This is a genomic window from Streptomyces griseus subsp. griseus (assembly GCF_003610995.1).
Taxonomy (GTDB): domain Bacteria; phylum Actinomycetota; class Actinomycetes; order Streptomycetales; family Streptomycetaceae; genus Streptomyces.
Genome location: NZ_CP032543.1, coordinates 6,652,788 through 6,677,839, shown reverse-complemented (window position 1 = coordinate 6,677,839; position 25,052 = coordinate 6,652,788). Strand labels below are relative to the sequence as shown.

Sequence of the window (25,052 nt, the reverse complement as noted above, 5' to 3'; positions counted from 1 at the left end):
GCATGGGGGCTGGCCACGATCACGGGCATACGCACGGCGGGCCTCCTCCGACCGGCACGGCGGCCGCCGCGTACCGGGGCAGGCTCCGGGTCGCCCTGGGCATCACGCTGAGCGTGATGGTCATGGAGATCGTCGGCGGGGTGCTCTCCGACTCGCTTGCCCTGATCGCGGACGCCGCCCATATGGCCACCGACGCCCTGGGGCTCGGGATGGCGCTGCTGGCCATCCACTTCGCCAACCGCCCGGCCGGACCCAACCGGACCTTCGGCTTCGCCCGCGCCGAGATCCTGGCGGCGCTGGCCAACTGTCTGCTGCTGCTCGGTGTCGGCGGTTTCCTGATCTTCGAGGCGGTCGACCGGTTCATCACCCCGGCGGAGACGAAGGGCGGCCTCGCCATCGCGTTCGCCGCGGTCGGCCTGGTGGCCAATATCGTCTCCCTCTCTCTGCTGATGCGTGGTCAGAAGGAGAGCCTGAATGTGCGCGGCGCCTATCTGGAGGTGCTCGCGGACACCCTGGGCTCGGTCGCGGTGATCGTCTCGGCGGCCATCATCATGGGGACCGGCTGGCAGGCCGCCGACCCGATCGCCTCGCTGGTGATCGGCCTGATGATCGTCCCCCGGACCGTGAAGCTGCTGCGGGAGACGCTGAACGTGCTGCTGGAGGCGGCCCCCAAGGGGGTGGACATGGCGGAGGTACGGGCCCACATCACGGCGCTGCCCGGTGTCCTGGGCGTCCACGACCTGCACGCCTGGACGATCACCTCGGGGATGCCGGTGCTCTCCGCGCATGTGGTGGTGCGCCAGGAGATGCTGGACTCGATAGGGCACGAGAAGGTGCTGCACGAGTTGCAGGGCTGCCTCGGTGACCACTTCGACGTGGAGCACTGCACCTTCCAGCTGGAGCCGAGCGGCCATGCGGAGCACGAGGCGCGTCTGTGCCACTGAGCCGGAAGCGGCGGCGGTGCTAGGGTTCGTCCCGCCGAGACGTTCGAGTCCCGCGGTGGACGGCCCCGGTGGACCGGGACCCCTTTCGAGAGGAGCTGAGGTTGATGACGGTCGCGACGACGCCTTCTGGGCGCAGCAATCGTTCCCCCTCATCTCCCGGGTCTCCGGCTAGGTCCACCTCTGTCCGGATCAGGTCGGAGCCCTCGCACCCAAGGGTTCCCCCGTTGACCGACCACACCGACGACGCCTCGCGCACCGAGGCGTTCTTCGCCCTGCACCACCCTCTCCCCCGGCAGAGCCCCGGCTCCGACGCCACCACGCGCCGGCTGCTCGCTCTGGCCGGGCCTCTCCCCGACCGTCCGCGCGTCCTCGACCTGGGCTGCGGCCCGGGCCGGGCCTCGCTGCTGCTCGCCGCCGAGGCGGGCGCCCGGGTGACCGCCGTCGACCTGCATCAGCCGTTCCTGGACGAGCTGGACGAGGCGGCGGAGGCGCGCGGCCTGGGCGACCGTATCCGTACGGTCCGGGCCGACATGGGCGCCCTCACCGGCCCCGATGTCCCGGCGGGCTCCTTCGACCTGGTCCTGGCCGGGGGAGTGTCCTGTCGGCCGGACCGGCTCAGGGAGCGGTGCCGGCACCCGCGCGCCCGGCTTGACCGGCAAGGCACCCCCGAGGGGGCGGCGTACCGCACCGGCTTCGCCACCGCCGTACGGGACTGGCAGCGGCTGCTCGCTCCGGGCGGCGCGCTGATGGTCTCCGAGTACGTCCGGACCACCGGCGCGCCATCGGCCGGGGCGCGCGCCCTCCGGGAGCGCGACGGCTCCCCGCGCACCCTGCCGGAGACCACCGCGGCGGCCGTCGCCGCGGGCTGTACGGTCTGGGCGGTCCTGCTCCACCCCGACAGCGACGGGGACACCCACCACGTCCCGCTCGACGAACGGATGGAGAGCGCCGACCGGGCGGTTCCCGGCATGGAGTGCGCGCCGGCGGCCACCCGCGAGGAGCCGGCCGTACGGCGGAAGCACGGCGCGGAGTACGGCTACGCCGCGTACCTGCTGCGCCCGGCCGATCCCCGCTGGACCACCCGGCCGGAGACGGCGGCGGACCGGGAGGCCGTGTACGCGGTCAACGCCGCTGCCTTCCCGACCCGGGAGGAGGCCGGCCTCGTGGACGCGCTGCGGGCCGATCCCGAGGCCTGGCTGCCGGAGCTCTCGTACGTAGCCGAGGCGCCGGACGGGTCCCCGGCGGCGTACGCGCTGCTGACCCGGTGCCGGGTCGGCGACGCCCCGGCGCTGGCCCTGGCCCCGGTGGCCACCTCGCCCGCGCACCAGGGGCAGGGGGCCGGGCAGGCCGTGGTGCGGGCGGTCCTCGATGGCGCACGGGTGCGTGGGGAGGCGCTCGTGGTGGTGCTCGGGCACCCCGGCTACTACGCGCGCTTCGGCTTCGTACCGGCGTCCCGCTACGGGATCCGGGCCGGTTTCGAGGTGCCGGACGAGGCGATGATGGCGCTGGTGCTGGACGATTCCGCTCCGGTTCCGGTGGGCATGATCCGCTATCCGGCGGCCTTCGGGGTCTGACGACCCGTCCGCCCCGGCGTGCGCGAGGAGCGCGGCGGGGCGGACATGCCCGGACCCGAAGTGCGGACAAGCGGCTTTTGTACGGCAGACTTGACCGGACTCGAGGGGTCCGGCGCACGAGGCCGGGGACCACAGACAAGGATGGGTATGCCGACCACACCAGCCACCGCGACGCACAGCTCGTCGAACGGCACCGCAGAAGCGATCATGCTCGAACTGGTCGACGAGAACGGCACCACCATCGGCACCGCGGAGAAGCTGGCGGCCCACCAGGCCCCCGGGCAGCTGCACCGCGCGTTCTCCGTCTTCCTCTTCGACGAGCAGGGCCGGCTGCTGCTCCAGCGCAGGGCGCTCGGCAAGTACCACTCCCCCGGTGTCTGGTCGAACACCTGCTGCGGCCACCCCTACCCGGGTGAGGCCCCCTTCGCGGCAGCCGCGCGACGTACGTACGAGGAGCTGGGGATCGCGCCCTCGCTGCTCGCCGAGGCGGGCACGGTCCGCTACAACCACCCGGACCCGGCCTCGGGCCTGGTGGAGCAGGAGTTCAACCATCTGTTCGTGGGGATGGCCCAGGAGGCGCTGAAGCCGGACCCGGAGGAGGTCGGCGAGACGGCCTTCGTGACGGCGGCGGAGCTGGCGGAGCGGCATGCGCGGGCGCCGTTCTCGGCGTGGTTCATGACGGTGCTGGACGCGGCGCGTCCGGCGATCCGTGAGCTGACGGGTCCGTCCGCGGGCTGGTGACCCTCGCACGGATCGCGTACGGGGCGGTCAGAGCTGCGTCTTCAACGGCAGCGCCGCCCAGATGATCTTGCCGCCGCTCGCAGTGTGCTCCACGTCGCAGGTCCCGCCCGCCTCGGCGGTGATCTCCTTGACCAGCAGGAGCCCGCGGCCGCCTGTCTGCGCGTAGTCCGTCTCCAGCGCGGTGGGCCGGTAGGGGTGGCTGTCCTCGACGGAGACCCTGACCCAGTCGGCACCGATGGCCACCTCGACCGCCAGTTCCGGCGAGAGCAGCGCCGCGTGCTTGACCGCGTTGGTGACCAGTTCCGAGAGGATCAGCAGCAGGCCCTGGAGGATGTCGTCCTCGATCGGCACGCCCTGGCGGCCGAGGAGGTCGCGTACGGCGTGCCGGGCCTGGGGCACGGACACGTCGACGGCGGGGGCGGTGAAGCGCCACACCCCCTCGTACGACACGGGTTCGGCAGGGGCACTCCCGAGGCTCTCCATCGTCCGGCACCAGCTCTCACTCGCACTGCACTGACCGTCGAGTAAAGAGTGTTGGGAATGGCTTGGTCCGTACCGTGCCACTGATCGGAAATAGCTGTGTATCGGCGCTATTTGACCGAAGGTGCGCGATGGCGCCAGGTGGTGGACTACTTCCGCCCATCTCCCGGGGCCTGGGGCGGACTGTCCGTAGCCGGGCCGGGTTCTTCGAGCCGGTCCGAGACCATGCTGACGATGCGCCGGCCGCCGACCCCGATGGCGATGAGGCCGAGGCCGTCGAAGAGCAGGGCCAGCGAGAAGAAGACGCCGAGAACGTACAGGCTGCTGTGCGGCCAGTCGAACAGCACCAGCAGGCCCAGCAGCAGCCCGAAGGCGCCCTGGAGGAGCGTCCACCCCATCTGCGGCCCCCGGACGACGACGCTGCCGACCAGCCGGAACACCCCGCCCGTCAGGAAGAGCAGCGCGGCGAACATGGTCAGCGCCTCGGCGGTGCCCTCGGGGTGGCGGATCACCACGACACCGGCGGCGAGGTTCAGGGCGGCGACCACGACGCCCAGCCAGAAGTAGTTGGTGCCGCGCGACTGGATCGCCTGTGCCAGAGCGACGATGCCGCCGATCAGCAGCAGCCAGCCGAACAGCAGCATGGAGGTGAGGGTGGCGACGCCGGTGTAGACCAGGCCGACGATGCCCGCGATCACCAGCAGCGTGCCGAGGAGGGCGAGCCAGCTGAAACCGCGGCTGAGCTTTCTGCCTTCGGTGGTAGGTCCGCGCTTTCCGCGCCTGGTGCCGGGGCCGTGGTTGCTGCTCTCGGCGGTGGGTCCGTTCATCGACAGCTCCTTCACGGTGCGTGTCCGCTTCGCGACCCCTTCTTGATCATAGGTTCGAACCCTGCGGATAGCATCCGGCGCATGGACCGTACGGAACCCCAGCTGCTCTGCTCCGTCGACGGCGGGATCGCCACCGTCGTGATCAGCCACCCCGCCAAGCGCAACGCCATGACCGCCGCGATGTGGCGGAGCCTGCCGGAACTGCTGGAGCGGCTGGCCGCCGACCCGGCGGTCCGGGTGCTGGTGCTGACGGGTGCAGGCGACACCTTCTGCGCCGGGGCGGACATCTCCACGCTGCGGGAGAGCGCCGGGGACGCGCAGGCCCTGGCGGTGGCGGCCGAGGAGGCGCTCGCCGCCTTCCCCCGGCCGACGCTCGCCGCCGTGCGCGGTTACTGCGTGGGCGGCGGCAGCCAGCTGGCGGCAGCCTGCGATCTGCGGTTCGCGCGGGAGGGCGCGCTGTTCGGCGTCACCCCGGCCAAGCTCGGCATCGTCTACCCCTCCTCCTCCACCCGGCGGCTGGTCGCGCTGGTCGGCCCGGCCACGGCGAAGCACCTGCTCTTCTCGGGGGAGCTGATCGATACGGAGAGGGCCCTGCGCACCGGCCTGGTGGACGAGGTGCTGCCCGCCGGCGGACTGGACGAGCGGGTGGCGGCGTACGCCGGGGTGCTGGCCTCGCGCTCCCAGCTGACGCAGGCGGCGGCGAAGGAGTTCGCGGCGGGACGGCAGGACCGGGACGTGTACTGGACCGGTCAGGCGCAGGCCAGCGGCGACACCGCGGAGGGGGTCGCCGCCTTCCTGGAGCGGCGCGCGCCGCGCTTCACCTACCCGACGGGCCCTACCGGGTGAGGTGGCGGCTCCTGGCCCGCCACTCCTCGACCAGGGCAGCCGGGGCCTTCTCGGGGGACCCGCAGTCGTAGGGCGGCTGCGGGTCGTACTCCGTGAGCAGCTGAACCGAGCGCGCGGTGTCGTCGCCCGCGATCCGGCCGAGCAGGGTGAGCCCCATGTCGATGCCGGAGGAGACCCCGGCGGCGGTGACGTACTTGCCGTCGAACACCACCCGCTCCCCCGTCGGCTCGGCGCCGAACTCCTTCAGGGCCTCCAGCGCCAGCCAGTGGGAGGTGGCCCGCCGGCCTTCCAGCAGTCCGGCCGCCGCGAGCAGCAGGGAGCCGGTGCAGACGGAGGTCGTCCAGGTGGTGGTGGCGTCGGCCGTGCGCAGCCAGCCGAGCAGCGTCCCGTTCTCCATCTGGTCGCTCTGCCCCGGACCGCCCGGCACGATCACCAGGTCGGGGGCCGGCACCTCGGCGAGGGTCTGGTGGGCGACGAGTTCGAGGCTGCCGGTGTCGTTGGCCACGGGGCCGGTCCGTTCGGCGACGAAGACGACCTCGGCTCCCGGGGCGCGGCTGAGGATCTCGTAGGGTCCCACCGCGTCCAGGGCGGTGAAGCGGTCGAAGAGGGTGATGGCGATCTGCACGGGCTGCCTTTCGGTGGGCGGGTCGGGTCAGGTGGCGGACATCGGCGTACGGAAGCGGCGGCGGTACTCGGCCGGTGCCGTGGCGAGGGCCTTCACGAAGGCGCGGCGCATGGCTTCGGGCGTGCCGTAGCCGCTGGCGCGGGCGATCCGTTCGACGGGTTCGGAGGTGTCCTCCAGGAGCCTGCGGGCGTGCTCCAGGCGTACGCGGTCGACGTACCGCCCCGGTGTCGTACCGGTCTCCGCCCGGAACGCGCGGGCGAAGTGCCGGGGCGAGAGCCGGGCGCGGGCCGCGAGGGCTTCCACGGCGAGGTCCGCGTCCGGGTGCTGGGTGATCCAGTGCTGGACCTCGCGCAGGGGTTCGCGCTGTGCGGTCTGGGCGCTGAGCTGCGCGCTGAACTGGGCCTGGTTGCCGGGGCGGCGCAGGAAGACCACGAGGTGGCGGGCGACGGTCAGCGCCAGGTCCCGGCCGTGGTCCTCCTCCACCAGCGCGAGCGCCAGGTCGATGCCCGCGGTGACGCCCGCCGAGGTGGCCAGCCGCCCGTCCCGTACGAAGATCGGGTCGGGGTCCACCCGGACGTCGGGGAAGTCCCGGGCGAGCTGCTCGCAGAAGGCCCAGTGGGTGGTCACCCGGTGCCCGTCCAGCAGGCCGGCGCGGGCCAGGAGCAGGGCCCCGGTGCAGACGGAGACCAGCCGCTCGGCCCGTGGCGCGTGGGCCCGCAGCCAGTCGGTCAGCTCCGGGTGGGCGGCGCGGCTGCCGTGCCCGCCGGGGACCAGCAGGGTGTGCGGTACGGGTGCCTCCGCCAGGCTGCTGTCGGGCATCAGGGTCAGCCCGCTGGAGGCGCAGACGGGGCCGCCGTCGCATGAGGCGGTCCGCAGGTCGTAGGAGACGCCCGGCGCCCGGGAGGCCCCGGCGAAGACCTCCATCGGGCCGGTCGCGTCGAGACTCTGGACGCCGTCGAAGAGGACGACGAGCACGGTTCGCTGGATCACACCTGCCATCCTGGGCGGCGGGCGGCGGTGGCCGCAACGACGAGTACCCCACCTTCTCTGCCATCGGGCCGTTCTCCGCGCCGGGGCCCTCCCCAGGGTTCCCGCCGTACCGACCAGTCGGTAACGTGCGGGTATGAGTTCTCTTCCGGTCCGCGCGGAACGCCGCTGCCACAACGCCGTCAACCCGCTGCACTCCTGCCTCTTCTTCTCCCCCGACCTGGGCGCCGAGCTGGGCAAGCTCGGCATCGAGGACCCGAGCGCCGCCTACTTCGCCACCCGCGCCGCAGCGTTCGGGGCCGTGGGGGCGGGCACCGTCACCGCGACCTTCTACAACTTCAACCCCGCCCTGGTGGCCGAGCACGTGCCCGCCGTCTGGTCCGTGGCCTCGCCCGAGCAGGTGCTCGGGGCACGGCTGCGGGCGGCGGACGCGACGCTGCGGCGGCTGCTCGGTGAGGAGATCATCGCCTCGGACGAGATGGCGGAGGCGGCCCGGCTCGCGCTGCGCGCCACCGAGGCCTGCACCCCGCACGCCCGCCCGCTCTACGCCGCGCACGCGGAGCTGCCGGTGCCCGACGAGCCGCACCTGGCGTTCTGGCACGCCGCGACCCTGCTGCGCGAACACCGCGGCGACGCGCACCTCGCGGCGCTGCTCGCCGCCGGTCTGGACCCGGTGGAGTCGCTCGTCAGCCACACCGCCACGGGCAAGGGCATGGCGATCCGCTGGCTCCTCTCCTCCCGGGGCTGGCGCCGCACCGACTGGGAGGCGGCCTCCGCCCGGCTGCGGGAGCGCGGGCTGCTGGCGGCGGGCGAGGAGCCGGCGCTGACCGACGCGGGGACGGCGCTGCGCGCGGAGGTGGAGGAGGCGACGGACCGGATGGACCGGGCCCCGTACGAACACCTGGGCGCGGACGGTGTGGAGCGGCTCACCGAGCTGGGGCGCGGCTTCCTGTTCACGGCGGCCGCCGCGGGCGCCTTCCCGGCCGAGGCGACCGGCCAGGGCTGAACCCTGCCGCGCCCGGAGCCCTCGCACACGGTGGCGGGGGCTCCGGGCGTGTTCCCCGAGGTCGCGCGACATCGGCCCCGGCCACCCGGCAGAATGCAGGCCTGGGGAAGCCCAGGGAAGAACGTGCTCATCGCACCGCGAGCACGGCCAGCACAGCCAGTACGAGAAGGCGAGTCGGGAAAACCGTGACGACGTCCATCGAAGGCAGGATCGCCGAGGAGCTCGGCGTACGTGAGCGACAGGTCAGGGCGGCCGTCGAGCTGCTCGACGGCGGGTCCACCGTGCCGTTCATCGCGCGCTACCGCAAGGAGGCGACCGAATCGCTCGACGACGCGCAGCTGCGCACGCTGGAGGAGCGGCTGCGGTATCTGCGGGAGCTGGAGGAGCGGCGCACGTCGATCCTCGACTCCGTCCGCGAACAGGGCAAGCTCGACGCCGCGCTGGAGGCCGCGATCCGGGGCGCCGAGACCAAGGCGCGCCTGGAGGACATCTACCTGCCGTTCAAGCCGAAGCGGCGGACGAAGGCGCAGATCGCCCGGGAGGCGGGGCTCGAACCGCTGGCGGACGGGCTGCTCGCCGACCCGTCGGTCGATCCGCTCGCCGCCGCCGCCGCGTTCGTGGACGGCGACAAGGGCGTGGCGGACGCGGCTGCGGCCCTGGAGGGCGCGCGCTCCATCCTCACCGAGCGGTTCTCCGAGGACGCCGACCTGACCGGTGAGCTGCGCGAGCGCATGTGGACCCGCGGCCGGCTGGCGGCGAAGGTGCGTGAGGGCCAGGAGGAGGCGGGCGCCAAGTTCGCCGACTACTTCGACTTCGCGGAGCCGTTCACCGCGCTGCCCTCGCACCGGGTGCTCGCGATGCTCCGGGGCGAGAAGGAGAACGTCCTCGACCTGGTCCTGGAGCCGGAGGAGCCGGAGGTGGCCGAACGACCGGGCCCCTCGACGTACGAGAACATGATCGCCCGCCGTTTCGAGATCGCCGACCGGGGCCGGCCGGGCGACAAGTGGCTGGCGGACACGGTGCGTTGGGCGTGGCGGACCCGGATCCAGGTGCACCTGGGCATCGATCTGCGGCTGCGGCTGCGCACGGCGGCGGAGGACGAGGCCGTACGGGTCTTCGCCTCCAACCTGCGCGACCTGCTGCTCGCCGCCCCGGCCGGGACGCGGGCCACGCTGGGCCTGGACCCCGGTTTCCGTACGGGGGTGAAGGTCGCGGTCGTCGACGCGACCGGCAAGGTGGTGGCCACCGAGGTGATCCACCCGCATGTGCCCGCCAACAAGTGGGACCAGGCGCTGGCCAAGCTCGCGCACCTGGCGAAGGAGCACGCGGTCGACCTGATCGCGATCGGCAACGGCACGGCGTCCCGTGAGACGGACAAGCTCGCCGGTGAACTGATCGACAAGCACCCGGAGTTGAAGCTCACCAAGGTGATGGTCTCGGAGGCGGGCGCCTCGGTGTACTCCGCCTCGGCCTTCGCCTCGCAGGAACTGCCCGACATGGACGTGTCGTTGCGCGGCGCGGTCTCGATCGCGCGGCGGCTCCAGGACCCGCTGGCCGAGCTGGTGAAGATCGACCCGAAGTCGATCGGCGTCGGCCAGTACCAGCACGACCTGTCCGAGGTGAAGCTGTCGCGTTCGCTGGACGCGGTGGTGGAGGACTGTGTGAACGGTGTCGGCGTGGACGTCAACACCGCCTCGGCGCCGCTCCTTTCGCGGGTCTCGGGGATCAGCTCGGGACTCGCCGAGAACATCGTGACGCACCGCGACACCAACGGCCCCTTCCGCTCCCGCAAGGCGCTCAAGGACGTGGCTCGGCTGGGTCCGAAGGCGTACGAGCAGTGCGCGGGCTTCCTGCGTATCCGGGGCGGCGACGACCCGCTGGACGGCTCCAGCGTGCACCCGGAGGCCTACCCGGTGGTGCGGCGGATGAGTGGAACGGCGGGCGGCGAGGTCGCCTCGCTGATCGGCAACACGGAGGCGCTGCGGTCGCTGCGCGCGGCGGACTTCGTGGACGACATGTTCGGTCTGCCGACCGTGACGGACATCCTGAAGGAGCTGGAGAAGCCGGGGCGCGACCCGCGGCCCGCGTTCCGCACGGCGACCTTCAAGGAGGGCGTCGAAAAGCTCGGCGACCTGGAGCCCGGCATGGTGCTGGAGGGCGTCGTGACGAATGTGGCGGCGTTCGGGGCGTTCGTCGACATCGGCGTCCACCAGGACGGCCTGGTGCATGTGTCGGCGCTGTCGAAGACGTTCGTGAAGGACCCGCGCGATGTCGTGAAGCCCGGGGACATCGTGAAGGTCAAGGTCATGGACGTCGACGTGCCGCGCAAGCGGATCTCGCTGACGCTGCGGCTGGACGACGAGCCGGGCGCGGGCGGCGGGCAGGGCCGTGGTGAGCGGGGCGGCGCCCGTCCGCCGAAGCAGCGACAGGGCCAGGGCGGCGGCCAGGGGTCCGGCGGCGGGCAGGGCCGTCAGGGCGGCGGCCGGGACCGGCGCGGCGGTGGCGGTGGCTCGCGGCAGGGGCAGGGTGCTCCGGCTCCGGCGAACAGCGCGATGGCCGATGCGCTGCGGCGGGCCGGGCTGACCGATCCGCAGCAGGGCGGCCGGGGGCGCTGAGCCCGGAGACGGGTGGGGGCGGGCCGCCACGTGCGGCCCGCCCCCACCCCCGTAACTCCGCTCAGACTTCCTTGATCTGGCCGTCCGCCACTTCGATACGGCGGGTGGTGCGGACCGCCTCCAGCATCCGCCGGTCGTGGGTGACCAGCAGCAGGGTGCCCGTGTAGCTCTCCAGGGCCGCTTCCAGCTGTTCGATGGCGGGCAGGTCCAGGTGGTTCGTCGGCTCGTCGAGTACCAGGAGGTTGACTCCCCGGCCCTGGAGCAGGGCGAGGGCAGCGCGGGTGCGTTCGCCCGGGGAGAGGCTGGTGGCCGGGCGCATCACATGGTCGGCGCGCAGGCCGAACTTGGCCAGCAGTGTGCGGACTTCGGCCGGTTCCGTGTCGGGGACCGCGGCGCAGAACGCCGCCAGCAGCGACTGGGAGCCGAGGAAGAGCCGACGGGCCTGGTCGACCTCGCCGACCACGACGCCCGAACCGAGCGTGGCCTGGCCGGAGTCCAGCGGGAGCCGCTCCAACAGGGCCGCGAGCAGGGTGGACTTGCCCGCGCCGTTGGCGCCGGTGATGGCGACCCGGTCGGCCCAGTCGATCTGGAGCGAGGCGGGCCCGAACGAGAACTCACCGCGCACCACCTGGGCCTCGCGCAGGGTCGCGACGACCGATCCGGAGCGCGGGGCGGTGGCGATCTCCATCCGCAGCTCCCACTCCTTGCGCGGCTCCTCGACGGTGTCGAGGCGTTCGATCATGCGCTGGGTCTGGCGGGCCTTCGCCGCCTGCTTCTCACTGGCCTCGCTGCGGGCGTTGCGGCCGAGCTTGTCGCCGTCGGTGGCCTTGCGGCGGGCGTTCCTGACGCCCTTGTCCATCCAGGAGCGCTGCATATGGCCGCGCGCTTCGAGGGCGGCCTTCTTGTCGGCGTACTCCTCGTACCCCTCGCGGGCGTGCCGGCGGGCGGTCTCGCGCTCCTCCAGATAGGCCGCGTAGCCACCGCCGTAGAGGTTGATCTGCTGCTGGGCCAGGTCGAGTTCGAGCACCTTGGTGACCGTGCGCATCAGGAACTCGCGGTCGTGGCTGATGACGACGGTCCCGGCCCGCAGCCCCGAGACGAAGCGCTCCAGGCGCTCCAGGCCGTCGAGGTCGAGGTCGTTGGTCGGCTCGTCCAGCAGGAAGACGTCGTAGCGGGAGAGGAGGAGGGAGGCGAGTCCGGCGCGCGCCGCCTGGCCTCCGGAGAGGGCCGTCATGGGCAGGTCCAGGCTGACCGTGAGGCCCAGCTCGGCGGCTACCTGCGCGGCCCGCTCCTCCAGGTCCGCGCCGCCGAGGGCGAGCCACCGCTCCAGGGTTTCCGAGTACGCGTCGTCCGCGCCCGGGGCCCCGGAGACCAGGCCCTCCGTCGCCTCGTCCATGGCGCGCTGGGCGTCGGCGACGCCGGTGCGGCGGGCCAGGAACGCGGCCACGGTCTCGCCCTCGCGCCGCTCCGGCTCCTGCGGGAGGTGGCCGACGGTGGCGGTGGGCGGGGAGAGCCGCAGCTCGCCCTCCTCCGGGCGGTCGAGTCCGGCGAGCAGGCGGAGCAGGGACGATTTTCCGGCGCCGTTGACTCCGACGAGACCGATCACGTCTCCGGGGGCGACGACGAGGTCGAGTCCGGCGAAGAGCGTGCGGTCGCCGTGTCCGGCGGCGAGGTCCTTGGCGACGAGGGTGGCAGTCATCAGGGTGCCGATCCTAGTCGCCGGTGACGGGTGCCCTCCGCTGCCCTCTGCCCCCGACGTGGGGTTTCCGTTAGCGTCCGGGCAGCGACAGGTGCGTACGGACGGGACAGGAGTGACCATGACGACGGATGTGGCGGATGTGATCGTGGTGGGCGGCGGGGTCATCGGCCTGACCACCGCCGTGACCCTGGCGGAGCGCGGGCTGCGGGTGCGGGTCTGGTCGCGCGATCCGGCCGGGGTGACGACGTCGGCGGTGGCGGGGGCGCTGTGGTGGCCGTACCGGATCGAACCGGCGGAGCGGGTCGGCGCCTGGTCGCTGGAGACACTCGCGGTGTACGAGGAGCTGGCGGCCGGGGCCGGTGGGAGCGGCGTGCGGGTGGTGGCGGGGGTGCACGGCGGTGAGCGGTTCGCGGCGCTGGGGCCCTGGGCGGCGGAGCTGAAGGGTGCCGTGGAGGTGGCCGAGGGGCTGCAGGTGGTGCTGCCGCTGCTGGACATGCCGGTCCACCTGGCGTGGCTGGAGGGGCGGCTGACGGCGGCGGGGGGTGCGGTGGAGCGGCGGGCGGTGGCCGGGTTCGAGGAGGCGGCGGCGTCCGCCCCGGTGGTGGTGAACTGCACGGGGCTGGGCGCGCGCGAACTGGTGCCGGACGCGGGGGTGCGGGCGGTGCGGGGGCAGCTGGTCGTGGTGGAGAACCCGGGGATCGAGGAGTGGTTCACCGAGGCGGACCAGGCGTCGGCCGCGACGACGTACTTCTTCCCGCAGCCGGCCGGTCTGGTGCTGGGGGGCACCGCCGAGGCGGACGACGAGCGACGGGAGCCCGATGCGGGGACGGCCCGGGAGATCTTGGCACGGTGTGCGCGGGTCCGGCCGGAGATCGCGGGCGCCCGGGTGCTGGGGCACCGGGTGGGACTGCGGCCGGCGCGGGAGGCCGGGGTGCGGATCGAGGCGGAGCCCCTGCCCGGCGGCGGTCTGCTGGTGCACAACTACGGGCACGGGGGTGCGGGCGTGACCGTGGCGTGGGGCTGCGCACGGGCGGCGGCCGCCCTGGTGGGCTGAGCCGCCGCCGTACGTGCGAAGGGGTCCCCGGGACTCAGCCCTGGGGGCCCTTCTCGATCGGGGTGTCCTTGTGGCGCTCGTCCGTGGTGACCGTGGTGCCGGGGCCGATACGGATCTCGAAGTCGCCGTCGTACTTGGCGTGCCCCTCGATCACCGCGGACTCGACCGCCTCCACGCCGAACTCCTCGCGGACGATCTGCGGGTCCCTGCGCAGGTCCCGCATCAGGGCCACGCACATGCCGACCATGACGACGACGAAGGGCGCGGCGACCAGGATGGTGAGGTTCTGGAGCCCCTCCAGCGCGTTCTCCTGGCCGTCCCCGATGAGCAGCATGATCGCGGCCACGGCCCCGGTCACGACACCCCAGAAGATGACGACCCACTTGCTGGGCTCCAGGATGCCCTTCTGCGAGAGCGTGCCCATGACGATCGAGGCGGCGTCGGCGCCGGAGACGAAAAAGATGCCGACGAGGATCATCACCAGGATGCTCGTGACGGTGGCGATCGGGTACTCCTGGAGGACGCCGAAGAGCTGGGCCTCGGGGGTGTCCGCGCCGGTGAGCTTGCCCGCCTCGTCCAGCTTCATGGCCGTGCCGCCGAAGACGGCGAACCAGATCAGGCTGACCGTGCTGGGCACCAGGATGACGCCGCCGACGAACTGGCGGATCGTGCGGCCCCGGCTGATACGGGCGATGAACATGCCGACGAAGGGCGTCCAGGAGATCCACCAGGCCCAGTAGAAGACCGTCCAGCCGCCGAGCCAGTCGGCGACTTCACCGCCGCCGGTGGCCTCGGTGCGGCCGGCGAGCTGTCCGAGGTCACTGATGTAGGCGCCCAGCGAGGTGGGGATCAGGTCGAGGACGAAGATCGTGGGGCCGACGATGAAGACGAACACGACCAGGAGCAGGGCCAGCACCATGTTGATGTTGGAGAGCCACTGGATGCCCTTCTCCACACCGGAGACCGCGGAGGCGACGAAGCCGACCGTCAGCACGGCGATGATGGCGACGAGGAGGCCGGTGCCGGCCTTCTCCAGCCAGTCCAGCTCCTGGATACCGCTGCCGATCTGGAGGGCGCCGAGGCCCAGCGAGGCCGCCGAGCCGAAGAGCGTGGCGAAGATGGCCAGGATGTCGATGACGCGCCCGACGCCTCCGCGCGCGTGGCGCTCGCCGATCAGCGGCTCGAAGACCGCGCTGATCGTCTGCCTCCTGCGCATCCGGTAGGCGCTGTAGGCGATGGCGAGGCCGACCACCGCGTAGATCGCCCAGGGGTGCAGCGTCCAGTGGAAGAGGGTGGTGGCCATCGCCGTCTGCATGGCCTCGGCCGAGTCGGCGGGGTCGGTGCCGGGCGGCGGGGTGCGGAAGTGGGCCAAGGGCTCACTGACGCCCCAGAACATCAGCCCGATGCCCATACCGGCGCTGAACATCATCGCGACCCAGGAGATGGTCCGGAACTCCGGCGGCTCCCCTTCCTGGCCGAGGCAGATCTTCCCGTAGCGGCTGATGGCCAGCCAGAGGGCGAAGATGACGAAGCCCGACGCGGCGAGCATGAAGGCCCAGCCGCCGTTGTGGATGAGCCCCTTGAGCAGCTTGCCGGACGCCGTCTCCAGCGATGAGGTGGCGATCGCGCCCCAGACGACGAAGGCGACGGTGAGGACCGCCGTGACGCCGAACACCACCCGGTCGGTGGTCGGGGCCCGGGTGTTGAGCGGTTCGGGGGGAAGGTCGGCCGTGACCGACAGTTCCTCCCGGCTCCCGGCTGACTGGTCGTCCTGGGACACAAATGGCACCTTTCACCGAGTCCGAAAAACACTCTTCGTAGGCAGTACCACACCTGCCTACGATCCCGAAGAATCAACAAGCCGTAACAGCTTGACCAGATGTGATGGAATATGACGCCCGTTGGTCGAGGAGGAGCGGAATCAGGCTCCTGGCCGACTGCCGCAGGGGCACATATGCGCCAGCTCCGTCCCGGTGGGACCGGACACCGTGCAGGGCGAGCCGCTCCTTCACCCCGGCGTACTGGGCCGCGTCCAGCCGGTAGCCGCACGGCGGGTCGGTGAGGACCTCGCCGGGCCCGGCCGGATCGTTGTCGGCGCCGCCCAGGTGGACGGGGCCGCGGTCGGCGTAGCCGCTCAGACGCGAGAGCGCGGTGGCGGCGCGGATGCGGGCGCGCTGCTCCTGGGTGAAGTCGAAGAGGCCGCCCAGCGCGGTCCGCTGGGAGTGGACCCGGCGCCGGTGGTTGAGGGCCGGGTCGTCCTTCTCCGCCTCGCTCAGGGCGTCGATGCGTGACTCGACGAGGAGGCCGACGGCGTGCTTGAGGCCGGAGGCGTTACGCAGGATGCGTTCCTGGCCGTCACCGGCGGTCTGCTTGATGGGGTCGCCGGTGACGGGGTCGGTCCAGATGCCGTAGTGGCCGCTGCTGTAGCCGGCCTCGGTCGCGGCGGGCCGCACATACCGCTCGGAGAGCGTGCGCGAGAGGCCGTGGACACGGCTGTCGACGTTCAGGTTGCGGGGCCACAGGACGAAGAGGTCCTTGTCGTAATACGGCTGCGTGGCACCGTACTCGTGCAAGTCGTAGATGACATCGGGCCGTTCGTCGCGGACGACGGCCGCGATCGCCCGGCCCTCCGCGGTCTCCAGGGCGATGTGGTCCCGGTTGACGTCGACGCCGTCGGCGTTGCCCCGGGTGTCGGCGGCGCGCCCGTCCGGGTTGGCGGTGGGCACCACCAGCACCGTCGTACGGGAGAGGAAGGCGCGGGTGGCACGGTCCTCGGCGAAGGCCAGGTCGCGCAGGGTGGTCAGACAGGCCTCACGCCCGGCGGGCTCGTCACCGTGCTGACTGCAGATCAGCAGGATCGTGGTGGCGGCGGGGAACTGCTTCCCGATGCGCACGAGTTGGAGGGGGCGGCCCTGCCCGGTCGTCCCGATCCGTTCGACGGCGGCCCGGTCGCTCCCCCGGTCCACCGCCCCCAGGAAGGCCTGCTCCTCCCGCGGCCCGGTCCAGCGCGCCCCGTCGCTCGCCTCGAACCCGGTGCGCGGCGGATGCGGCGCGGCCTCGGCGGGTGCGATGGCGAACGGAACCGCCAGCGCGCCCAAGACCGCCGCCACCACCGCACTCCGGCGCCGGACCGCCGGGCCCCCGCGCCGCGCACCGGACGGCGGGCGGCCGGGATGGGCGACCGGTCCGAGCCAGGGCTGCGGGCTGAGCATGCGGAGCGCGCGGATGGTGCGAGGGGTCATCAGCGGCAGTCTCCCGGGGTACGGACGGAGTACGGGCGGGCGCGGGCGGCGGACACCGAGGTGCCCGCCCGGTCGGTCGGTGCCGCGGACGTTACCTGGGTGAACTCCCGTGCAACAGGGGGCGATCACTGCCGGTCGTGACGAGGGCATGGCGATCATGTGACAGAGATGCCCGGAATCGACCGGCCTGCCCGGCGGGCTGCTTAGCCTCTTTCCTGACCGGTCGGAACCCATCCACCGCCCGGTTCCACGACCGGCCGGCGACACCCTCCGGCCGGTCGACCGTCCCGACGACTTGGAGTATGCGTGCACCGCAGATTCATCGTCCCCAGCGCACTGGCGGCCACCCTCCTGCTGGCGATCCCGGCATCGGCCGCCACCGGCACCGTGGGTGCCCCGGGTATCGGCGACCCTTACTACCCGGTCGCCGGAAACGGCGGCTACGACGTCTCCCACTACGACCTGCGGCTGAAGTACCAGCCGACGACCGACCTGTTGGAGGGCACGGCGACGATCATCGCCACCACCACGCAGGAGCTGACCCGGTTCGACCTCGACTTCGGGCTCGCCGTCTCCGAGGTGCGGGTCAACGGCAGAAAGGCCGGCTTCGCGAAGAGCGGCGAGCAGGAGCTGGAGATCACTCCGGCGGACCGCCTGGCGAAGGACAGGGACATCTCGGTGGTCGTCCGGTACGCGGGCAAGCCCTCCGAGGTGAAGGTCAACGGCTGGACCGCCTGGGCCCGGACCCCGGACGGCGGCGTCGCCGCGCAGGAGCCGGAGTCGGCGGTCTGGTGGTACCCGAGCAACGACCACCCCCTCGACAAGGCCACGTACGACATCTCGGTCTCCGTGCCGGACGGCACGCAGGCGATCAGCAACGGCGTGCTCGTGTCGCAGAGTTCGAAGCTCGGCTGGACGCGCTTCAACTGGCGTTCCGACCGACCGCAGGCCTCGTACCTCTCGACGCTCGCGGTCGGCAAGTTCGACATCACGACGGACAGGACGGCCGACGGCCTGCCGGTGCTGAACGCGTACAGCAAGGACCTCGGCGCCAACGCGGGTGCCGCCCGGGCCAGCATCGAGAGGACCGCCGAGGTCGCGGAGTGGCTGAGCGAGGTCTTCGGCCCGTACCCGTTCAACGCGCTCGGCGGCTATGTGCCCAATGTGACGAGCGGCTTCGCGCTGGAGACCCAGACGCGGCCCTTCTACAGCCCGCGGCAGTTCGCGAACGGGGCCAACGTCTCGGTCGTCGTCCACGAGATCGCGCACCAGTGGTACGGCAACAGCGTCTCGGTCGCCGGCTGGAAGGACATCTGGATCAACGAGGGCTTCGCCCGCTACAGCCAGTGGCTCTGGTCGGAGAAGGAGGGCGAGGGCACCGCGCAGGAGCTGGCGGACTACGTCTACGCCCAGCATCCGGCGAACGACCCGTTCTGGAAGGTGAGGCCGGGCGACCCGGGTCCGGACAAGCAGTTCGACATCGCCGTCTACGACCGGGGCGCGCTGGCGCTCCAGGCGCTGCGCAACGAGGTGGGCGATGACACCTTCTTCGCCCTGCTGAAGGGGTGGCCGACCGAGAAGGCGCACTCCAACGCGACGGTGGGCGACTTCCTGCGGTACGCGGAGCGGGTCTCGGGCAAGCCGCTGGCGACGCTCTTCGACACCTGGCTCTACCAGCCGAAGCGGCCGGCGCTGCCTGCGGCGTCCTCGACGGGGGCCGCCAAGGGCGCGGTGTCGTCCCGTGCGGCGGGGCGGCCGGAGCGGCCCGCGTCGTGGAAGAAGATCGCGGCGACAAACACGGTCCATGACCATGGGGACCACGGGGCCGACGGGGACCATGGGGCCCACGGCGGTCACAGTCACCGCTGATCACTGCGCGCCGGTGGGACCGGGGGTCGTCGGAACGGTGAAGTTCAGCCGTTCCTGCGGCCCCCGGTGGCGTGCGCGGCGCGGGCCGCCCGGGCCATCGGCAGATACCGCAGCCGCTCCGGCAGAGCGGGCACGACCACCCGCAGCACGGCACAGATCCGCCGCAGCCGCTTCTCCTGCGCCGCCGTCCACGGCAGGCCGATCGCCGCGCGGGCGTCCGGCGGCATGAGCCCGATGGTGACGAACCGCCGGCCGCGGGACAGCGGCGGCAGGAGCACCGGCCACAAGGCCCGCAGGACCGTCCGCACCGGCCACGGGCCACAGTCCGGCGGCGGCACGGGCTGGTCCACGTCGACCAGTTCGCGCACCACGGTCGTCGCCTCGATCTCCCCGGCGAGCATCTTCTCCCAGTACGGCCAGAACTCCTCGATGGTCCGGGGCATGTCCCGGTCGTGGATGCCGAGGATCCGGCCGACCTGGAGCCACTCCGCGTACAGGGCACGTTCCTGGGCGGGGCTCATCGGCCGGATGAGATAGCGCGCCGCGTGCCGGTGGACGGGAAAGCCGGTGGCGTGCACCCAGGCGTAGTGGGCGGGCGTCAGCGCGTGGTACGCACGGCCCCGGGTGTCGGTGCCCTGGATCGTCCGGTGCAGCCGCCGCAGCCTGCGCCCCTCCTCGGCGGCCTCCGCTCCCCCGTACACCCAGAGCTGGAGCGACCGCAGGGAGCGTTCGCCGCGCCCCCAGGGGTCGGTACGGAAGACGGAGTGCTCATCGACGCCCGCGCCGACGGCGGGGTGGGCGACCTGGAGGGTGAGGGCGGCGGGCAGCATGAGCAGAGCCCGGATGTCCCCGGACAGGCTCCACAGGACCCCGCCGGGCGGCGGTGGCAGGGGCTCCTCGACGTCCTTCGCGCTGCTCATCCGGTGCTCCCGCACTCCCGGCGGACCTGCGGTGCGCTGCCCGTCCCTTCCCTCCATGGTCCCTCGCGGGCGGGTGGTCGTCAGGGCGGGGCCGGGGCCGTCCCGGTCATGGCTTCACCGTACGGTCCGGCACCGACAGCGGCCGGGGTGGACGGCGGGCCCCCGGTGCCGGAGACTTTCGCAGTAGTGGTGAGACAGCGGCACTGTCCGATACGACGGTTCGACGGCGGGGAGCAGAGATGGCGACGGGGACCGACGAGCCCACGCTCACGGTGGACGAGCTGGCGGCGCGGGCCGGAGTCACCGTACGTACCGTGCGGTTCTACAGCACCCGGGGTCTGCTGCCGCCCCCGGTCATCGGGCCGCGCCGGGTCGGGCACTACGGGGCCGATCACCTCTCCCGGCTCGCGCTGATCGAGGAGCTTCAGCACCAGGGCATGACGCTCGCCGCCATCGAACGGTATCTGGAGCAGCTGCCGCCCGACCTGAGCGCCCATGATCTCGCGATCCACCGCGCGCTGGTCGCTTCCTGGGCGCCGGACACGGCGGAGGACATGACGGGGGCCGAGCTGGAGAAGCGGGCGGGGCGGGCACTGGCCGCGCCGGACGTGGAGCGGCTGGCGGCGATGGGGGTGCTGGTGCGGACCGAGGAGGACGTCCAGGCGTACCGGGTGGATCTCGGGCTGCTGCGGCTCGGGGTGGAGCTGCTGGACGTGCCGATCGCGCACGAGACGATCCTGGCGGCCCGGACCGTCCTGCTGGAGCACACGCGGTCCGCCGCGCAGGAGATGACCCGGCTCTTCCGGGACGAGGTGTGGAATCCCTACCGGGAGCGCGAGGGCGATCCTGAGCACGTGGCCGCGATGAAGTCGCTGTCGGCCCATATGCAACCGATCGTCGTGCAGGCCTTGGTGACGGCCTTTCAGCGCTCGCTCAAGGAGGAGCTGCGGGCCGCGTTCACCACCGAGTGACGGTGAACGCGGCCCGGTGCAGGGTCAGTCGTGGAAGGTCTCGCCCTTCTCCGCCTTCTCCACGAGCAGCGCGGGCGGCAGGAAGCGGTCGCCGTAGCGCTCGGCCAACTCCCGGGCGCGGACGACGAAGCCGGGCAGGCCGCCCTCGTACCCGTTGATGTACTGGAGCACGCCGCCGGTCCACGGCGGGAAGCCGATGCCCATGATGGAGCCGATGTTGGCGTCGGCGACGGAGATGAGGACGTTCTCCTCCAGGCAGCGGACGCTGTCCAGGGCCTCGGAGAAGAGCATCCGCTCCTTCATGTCCTCGAAGGGCACGTCCGCTTCGGACTTGGTGGTGAAGTGCTCGCGCAGGCCCGGCCAGAGGCCCGTGCGCCTGCCCTCCTCGTCGTAGTCGTAGAAGCCCGCTCCCCCGCTGCGGCCGGGGCGGCCGAACTCGTCGACCATGCGGTCGACGACCGCGTCCGAGGGGTGGCCGGGCCAGGTGCCACCGGCCTCCTCCACCGCGCGCTTGGTCTCGTTGCGGATCTTGCGCGGCAGGGTCAGGGTCAGGTCGTCCATCAGGGAGAGCACCTTGGCCGGATAGCCGGACTGGGCGGCCGCCTGTTCGACCGAGGCGGGCTCCACGCCCTCGCCGACCATGGCGACGCCCTCGCTGATGAACTGGCCGATGACGCGCGAGGTGAAGAAGCCGCGCGAGTCGTTGACGACGATCGGCGTCTTCTTGATGCGCCGTACGAGGTCGAAGGCGCGGGCCAGCGCCTCGTCGCCGGTCCGCTCGCCCTTGATGATCTCGACCAGCGGCATCTTGTCGACCGGTGAGAAGAAGTGCAGGCCGATGAAGTCGGCCGGGCGGGAGACGCCTTCGGCCAGGACCGTGATGGGGAGGGTGGAGGTGTTGGAGCAGAGCAGCGCGTCGGGCTCGATGACGTCCTGGATCTCCTGGAACACCTTGTGCTTGAGCCCGGTGTCCTCGAAGACGGCCTCGATCACCGCGTCGCAGCCCGCGAGATCGGCCGCGTCGCCGGTCGGGGTGATGCGGGCCAGCAGTTCGTCGCGCTTCGCCTCCGTCGTACGGCCCCGGGAGAGCGCCTTGGCGAGCAGCTTCTCGCTGTACGCCTTGCCCTTGGCGGCCGCCTCGGTGGAGACGTCCTTGAGGACGACCTCGATCCCGGCCTTGGCGCAGGAGTAGGCGATGCCCGCGCCCATCATCCCGGCGCCGAGCACGGCGACCTTGCGCACGGGGCGCTCGGGGATGTCCTTGGGGCGGTTGGCACCGGAGTTGACGGCCTGGAGGTCGAAGAAGAACGCCTGGATCATGTTCTTGGCGACCTGGCCGGTGACCAGCTCGGTGAAGTACCGGGCCTCGATGGTCAGGGCGGTCTCGAAGTCGACCTGCGAGCCCTCGACGGCCGCCGCCAGGATGTTGCGCGGCGCGGGCATGGGCGCGCCCGCGATCTGCTTCTTCAAGTTGGCCGGGAACGCGGGGAGGTTGGCGGCGAACTTGGGGTGGGAGGGGGTGCCGCCGGGGATGCGGTAGCCCTTGACGTCCCAGGGCTGCTGGGACTCGGGGTTGGCGTCGATGAAGGCGCGGGCCTTCTCGATCATCTCCTCGCGGGTGGCGGCGACTTCGTGGACGAGGCCGTTCTCCAGAGCGCGCCGCGGGGTGTACTGGGTGCCCTGGAGGAGCACCTTGAGCAGCGCGTCGGCGATGCCCATGAGCCGTACGGTACGGGTGAGGCCGCCGCCCGCCGGGAGCAGGCCGAGGGTGACCTCGGGCAGGCCGATACGGGAGCCGGGGGCGTCGAGGGCGACGCGGTGGTGGGAGGCGAGCGCGATCTCGTAACCGCCGCCGAGGGCGGCTCCGTTGATGGCGGCGACGATCGGTTTGCCGAGGGTCTCGATGCGGCGGAGCGAGCGCTTGATCTCGGTGCCGGTGTCGAAGGCGGCCTGGGCGTTCTCGGGGCCGGCCTTGATCATGTCCTTGAGGTCGCCGCCCGCGAAGAAGGTCTTCTTGGCGGAGGTGTAGATGATGCCGCGGATGGAGTCCTTCTCCGCCTCGGCGCGGTCGGCGATGGCCGCGATGGAGTCCTTGAAGGCCTGGTTCATCGTGTTGGCCGACTGGTTCGGATCGTCGAGGACGAGGGTGACGACGCCGGTCTCGTCCTGTTCCCAGCGGATGGTGGTGCTCTCGGTCATGTCGGTGTCTTCTCCGTAAGCAGGGGTGGCCGGGGGCAGGACGGGTCAGATGCGTTCGACGATGGTCGCGACGCCCATGCCGCCGCCGACGCAGAGGGTGACCAGGCCGAACCGCTGGTCGCGGCGCTCCAGTTCGTCGATGACGGTGCCGAGGATCATCGCGCCGGTCGCGCCGAGCGGGTGGCCGAGCGCGATGGCGCCGCCGTTGACGTTGACCTTGTCCAGGCTCAGGCCCATGTCCTTGACGAAGCGCAGGACGACGCCCGCGAAGGCCTCGTTGATCTCGACCAGGTCGATGTCGTCGATGGTGAGCCCGGCCTTGGCGAGCGCCTTGCGGGTGGCGGGGGCGGGGCCGGTGAGCATGATGGTGGGCTCGGAGCCGGAGACGGCCGCGGAGACGATGCGGGCGCGCGGGGTGAGGCCGTAGCGCTCGCCGGCCTCCTTCGAGCCGATGGCGACGAGGGCGGCGCCGTCGACGATGCCGGAGGAGTTGCCCGCGTGGTGGACGTGGTCGATCTTCTCGACCCAGTGGTACTTCTGGAGGGCCACCGCGTCGAAGCCGCCCATGTCACCGATGGCGGCGAAGGAGGGCTTGAGGCCGGCGAGGGAGTCGGCGGTGGTGCCGGGGCGCAGGTGCTCGTCGTGGTCCAGGACCAGCAGGCCGTTGCGGTCCTTGACCGGGACGACGGAGCGGGCGAAGCGGCCGTCCTTCCAGGCCGCTGCCGCGCGCTCCTGGGAGAGGGCGGCGTACTCGTCGACGTCGCGGCGGCTGAACCCCTCGATGGTGGCGATGAGGTCGGCGCCGATGCCCTGCGGGGCGAAGCCGGTCTCGAAGCTGGTCATCGGGTCCATCGCCCAGGCCCCGCCGTCGGAGCCCATCGGCACCCGGGACATCGACTCGACGCCCCCGGCGAGGACGAGGTCCTCCCAGCCCGAACGGACCTTGGCAGCGGCCAGGTTGACGGCTTCCAGGCCCGAGGCACAGAAGCGGTTCTCCTGGACCCCGGCGACGGAGTCGGGGAGCCCGGCGGCGATGGCGGCGATGCGGGCGATGTCGGAGCCCTGGTCGCCGAGCGGGCTGACGACCCGAGGACGATGTCGTCGATGGCGGCCGGGTCGAGGTCCGGGAAGCGGCCCTGGATCTCGTGGATGAGGCCGACGACCAGGTCGATCGGCTTGGTGCCGTGCAGGGCGCCGTTGGCCTTGCCTCGGCCGCGCGGGGTGCGGATCGCGTCGTAGACGAATGCTTCGGTACTCAAGACAGCTGCCTTTCGGGGGTGGTGGCGAGGGGCGGAGAAGTTGTCAGGCGAGCAGCGAGCGGCCGATGATCTCCTTCATGATCTCGGTGGTGCCGCCGTAGATGGTCTGGATACGGCCGTCGGTGAACGCCTTGGCGACCCTGTACTCGCTCATGTAGCCGTAGCCGCCGTGCAGTTGGAGGCAGCGGTCGGCGACGCGCTTCTGCAGTTCGGTGGCCCACCACTTGGCCATGGAGGCGTGGACGGCGTCGAGGGCCCCGTCGGAGTGGTCGACGATGCACCGGTCCAGGAAGGTCCGGGTGACGGCGCACTCGGTGGCCATCTCCGCGATCTCGAACCGGATGTGCTGGAGCTTGGAGAGCGGCCGCCCGAAGGCCTCGCGCTCCTTGACGTACTGCGTGGTGATCTCCAGCAGGTGTTCGGCGGCGGCGATCCCGGCGACCGCGATACCCATGCGCTCCTGGGCCAGGTTGGTCATCAGGTGGATGAAGGCGCCGTCCAGCTCGCCGAGCAGGTTCTCCTTGGGGACGCGGACGTCGTTGAAGAACAACTCGGCGGTGTCCTGCGACTTCTGGCCGATCTTGTCGAGGTTGCGGCCGCGCTCGAACCCTTCGGCCCCGCGCTCCACGACGATCAGCGAGAGCCCCTTGGCACCGCCGTCGGGGGTGGTCTTGGCGACGACGATCACCAGGTCGGCGAGGATGCCGTTGGAGATGAAGGTCTTCGAGCCGTTGAGCAGCCAGTGGTCGCCCTTGTCCTCGGCGGTGGTGCGGATCGCCTGGAGGTCGGAGCCGGCGCCCGGCTCGGTCATGGCGATGGCGGTGATGGTCTCGCCGGAGCAGAAGCCGGGGAGCCAGCGTCGCCTCTGCTCGTCGGTGGCGAGGCCGGTGAGGTAGGGGCCGACGATGTCGTTGTGCAGGCCGACCGCGAGGCCGGGCGCCCCGGCCCGGGTGAACTCCTCGGCGAGGACGGCGCTGTAGCGGAAGTCGCTGGAGCCGCCGCCTCCGTACTCCTCCGGGACGGCGAGGCCGAGCAGCCCGGCGCGTCCGGCGGCGAGCCAGGCGTCGCGCGAGACGATGCCGTCCCGCTCCCACTGCTCGTAGTGCGGGAGCACCTCCTTGGCCAGGAAGGCCCGGACGGTCTCGCGGAACGCGTCGTGCTCCTCGGTGAAGATCTGGCGTTGCACGGGGTCTC

At 72.1% G+C, this 25,052-nt stretch carries 19 protein-coding genes and 1 pseudogene; 9 read left to right on the top strand and 11 right to left on the bottom strand.

Annotation, left to right across the window (positions count from 1 at the left end; genetic code table 11):
• The first annotated feature begins 2 nt into the window (after positions 1 to 2).
• From D6270_RS29930 to idi, 3 genes are all read left to right on the top strand, one after another.
• The gene (locus tag D6270_RS29930) at positions 3 to 944 is read left to right on the top strand and encodes a cation diffusion facilitator family transporter (RefSeq protein ID WP_109162580.1); all 942 of its coding nucleotides are present in this window, start codon (positions 3 to 5) and stop codon (positions 942 to 944) included.
• Positions 945 to 1,168: 224 nt separating this feature from the next.
• Positions 1,169 to 2,518, top strand: coding sequence for a bifunctional class I SAM-dependent methyltransferase/N-acetyltransferase (locus D6270_RS29925; RefSeq protein ID WP_109162581.1), 1,350 nt, complete (start codon positions 1,169 to 1,171; stop codon positions 2,516 to 2,518).
• 147 nt (positions 2,519 to 2,665) lie between these two features.
• The gene (gene idi / locus D6270_RS29920) at positions 2,666 to 3,259 is read left to right on the top strand and encodes an isopentenyl-diphosphate Delta-isomerase (RefSeq protein ID WP_026241701.1); all 594 of its coding nucleotides are present in this window, start codon (positions 2,666 to 2,668) and stop codon (positions 3,257 to 3,259) included.
• A 27-nt stretch (positions 3,260 to 3,286) separates the two neighbouring features.
• Here idi and D6270_RS29915 read toward each other — a convergent pair whose 3' ends face one another.
• Positions 3,287 to 3,742 (bottom strand): ATP-binding protein, encoded by a 456-nt coding sequence (locus D6270_RS29915; RefSeq protein WP_109162582.1) that lies wholly within the window; start codon positions 3,740 to 3,742, stop codon positions 3,287 to 3,289.
• A 146-nt stretch (positions 3,743 to 3,888) separates the two neighbouring features.
• Positions 3,889 to 4,566 carry an HdeD family acid-resistance protein gene (locus tag D6270_RS29910; RefSeq protein WP_109167216.1) on the bottom strand — a complete coding sequence of 226 codons (678 nt, stop codon included), beginning with the start codon at positions 4,564 to 4,566 and terminating at the stop codon, positions 3,889 to 3,891.
• An 81-nt stretch (positions 4,567 to 4,647) separates the two neighbouring features.
• Here D6270_RS29910 and D6270_RS29905 point away from each other — a divergent pair, with 81 nt between their 5' ends.
• Positions 4,648 to 5,412, top strand: a complete 765-nt coding sequence (locus tag D6270_RS29905; RefSeq protein WP_109162583.1) for an enoyl-CoA hydratase/isomerase family protein — start codon at positions 4,648 to 4,650, stop codon at positions 5,410 to 5,412.
• On the opposite strand, the gene D6270_RS29900 is transcribed toward D6270_RS29905, so the two are convergent.
• The gene (locus D6270_RS29900) at positions 5,402 to 6,037 is read right to left on the bottom strand and encodes a DJ-1/PfpI family protein (RefSeq protein WP_109162584.1); all 636 of its coding nucleotides are present in this window, start codon (positions 6,035 to 6,037) and stop codon (positions 5,402 to 5,404) included. The two genes, D6270_RS29905 and D6270_RS29900, sit on opposite strands and share 11 nt — an antisense overlap.
• Before the next feature lie 27 nt (positions 6,038 to 6,064).
• Positions 6,065 to 7,027 carry a GlxA family transcriptional regulator gene (locus D6270_RS29895; RefSeq protein ID WP_413251959.1) on the bottom strand — a complete coding sequence of 321 codons (963 nt, stop codon included), beginning with the start codon at positions 7,025 to 7,027 and terminating at the stop codon, positions 6,065 to 6,067.
• A gap of 133 nt (positions 7,028 to 7,160) precedes the next feature.
• Here D6270_RS29895 and D6270_RS29890 point away from each other — a divergent pair, with 133 nt between their 5' ends.
• The gene (locus tag D6270_RS29890) at positions 7,161 to 8,030 is read left to right on the top strand and encodes an SCO6745 family protein (RefSeq protein WP_109162586.1); all 870 of its coding nucleotides are present in this window, start codon (positions 7,161 to 7,163) and stop codon (positions 8,028 to 8,030) included.
• Positions 8,031 to 8,215: 185 nt separating this feature from the next.
• Positions 8,216 to 10,645, top strand: a complete 2,430-nt coding sequence (locus D6270_RS29885) for a Tex family protein (RefSeq protein ID WP_109162587.1) — start codon at positions 8,216 to 8,218, stop codon at positions 10,643 to 10,645.
• Between the two features lie 61 nt (positions 10,646 to 10,706).
• Here the strand turns inward: D6270_RS29885 and D6270_RS29880 are convergent, their stop codons facing one another.
• A complete protein-coding gene (locus tag D6270_RS29880; protein ID WP_109162588.1) occupies positions 10,707 to 12,344 on the bottom strand; it encodes an ABC-F family ATP-binding cassette domain-containing protein in 1,638 nt (545 codons plus the stop codon).
• A 118-nt stretch (positions 12,345 to 12,462) separates the two neighbouring features.
• Between D6270_RS29880 and D6270_RS29875 the strand changes: the two genes are divergently transcribed.
• A complete protein-coding gene (locus D6270_RS29875) occupies positions 12,463 to 13,398 on the top strand; it encodes an FAD-dependent oxidoreductase (protein ID WP_109162589.1) in 936 nt (311 codons plus the stop codon).
• Between the two features lie 34 nt (positions 13,399 to 13,432).
• Here D6270_RS29875 and D6270_RS29870 read toward each other — a convergent pair whose 3' ends face one another.
• Together D6270_RS29870 and D6270_RS29865 are read right to left on the bottom strand one after the other, a co-directional pair.
• Positions 13,433 to 15,178 carry a BCCT family transporter gene (locus tag D6270_RS29870; RefSeq protein WP_109162590.1) on the bottom strand — a complete coding sequence of 582 codons (1,746 nt, stop codon included), beginning with the start codon at positions 15,176 to 15,178 and terminating at the stop codon, positions 13,433 to 13,435.
• Between the two features lie 73 nt (positions 15,179 to 15,251).
• Positions 15,252 to 16,640, bottom strand: a complete 1,389-nt coding sequence (locus tag D6270_RS29865) for a M14 family metallopeptidase (RefSeq protein WP_109162591.1) — start codon at positions 16,638 to 16,640, stop codon at positions 15,252 to 15,254.
• A gap of 306 nt (positions 16,641 to 16,946) precedes the next feature.
• On the opposite strand from D6270_RS29865, the gene D6270_RS29860 reads away from it, so the two are divergent.
• Positions 16,947 to 18,509, top strand: a complete 1,563-nt coding sequence (locus tag D6270_RS29860) for a M1 family metallopeptidase (RefSeq protein WP_109162592.1) — start codon at positions 16,947 to 16,949, stop codon at positions 18,507 to 18,509.
• 44 nt (positions 18,510 to 18,553) lie between these two features.
• Here the strand turns inward: D6270_RS29860 and D6270_RS29855 are convergent, their stop codons facing one another.
• Complete coding sequence (locus tag D6270_RS29855) at positions 18,554 to 19,429, bottom strand: oxygenase MpaB family protein (protein ID WP_109162593.1); 876 nt, start codon at positions 19,427 to 19,429, stop codon at positions 18,554 to 18,556.
• Positions 19,430 to 19,668: 239 nt separating this feature from the next.
• Between D6270_RS29855 and D6270_RS29850 the strand changes: the two genes are divergently transcribed.
• Complete coding sequence (locus D6270_RS29850; RefSeq protein ID WP_109162594.1) at positions 19,669 to 20,400, top strand: MerR family transcriptional regulator; 732 nt, start codon at positions 19,669 to 19,671, stop codon at positions 20,398 to 20,400.
• Positions 20,401 to 20,424: 24 nt separating this feature from the next.
• Here D6270_RS29850 and D6270_RS29845 read toward each other — a convergent pair whose 3' ends face one another.
• From D6270_RS29845 to D6270_RS29835, 3 genes and pseudogenes are all read right to left on the bottom strand, one after another.
• A complete protein-coding gene (locus tag D6270_RS29845; RefSeq protein WP_109162595.1) occupies positions 20,425 to 22,599 on the bottom strand; it encodes a 3-hydroxyacyl-CoA dehydrogenase NAD-binding domain-containing protein in 2,175 nt (724 codons plus the stop codon).
• 45 nt (positions 22,600 to 22,644) lie between these two features.
• A pseudogene (locus tag D6270_RS29840) lies at positions 22,645 to 23,858 on the bottom strand (acetyl-CoA C-acetyltransferase).
• A 43-nt stretch (positions 23,859 to 23,901) separates the two neighbouring features.
• Positions 23,902 to 25,044 carry an acyl-CoA dehydrogenase family protein gene (locus tag D6270_RS29835; protein ID WP_109162597.1) on the bottom strand — a complete coding sequence of 381 codons (1,143 nt, stop codon included), beginning with the start codon at positions 25,042 to 25,044 and terminating at the stop codon, positions 23,902 to 23,904.
• Positions 25,045 to 25,052: the final 8 nt, after the last annotated feature.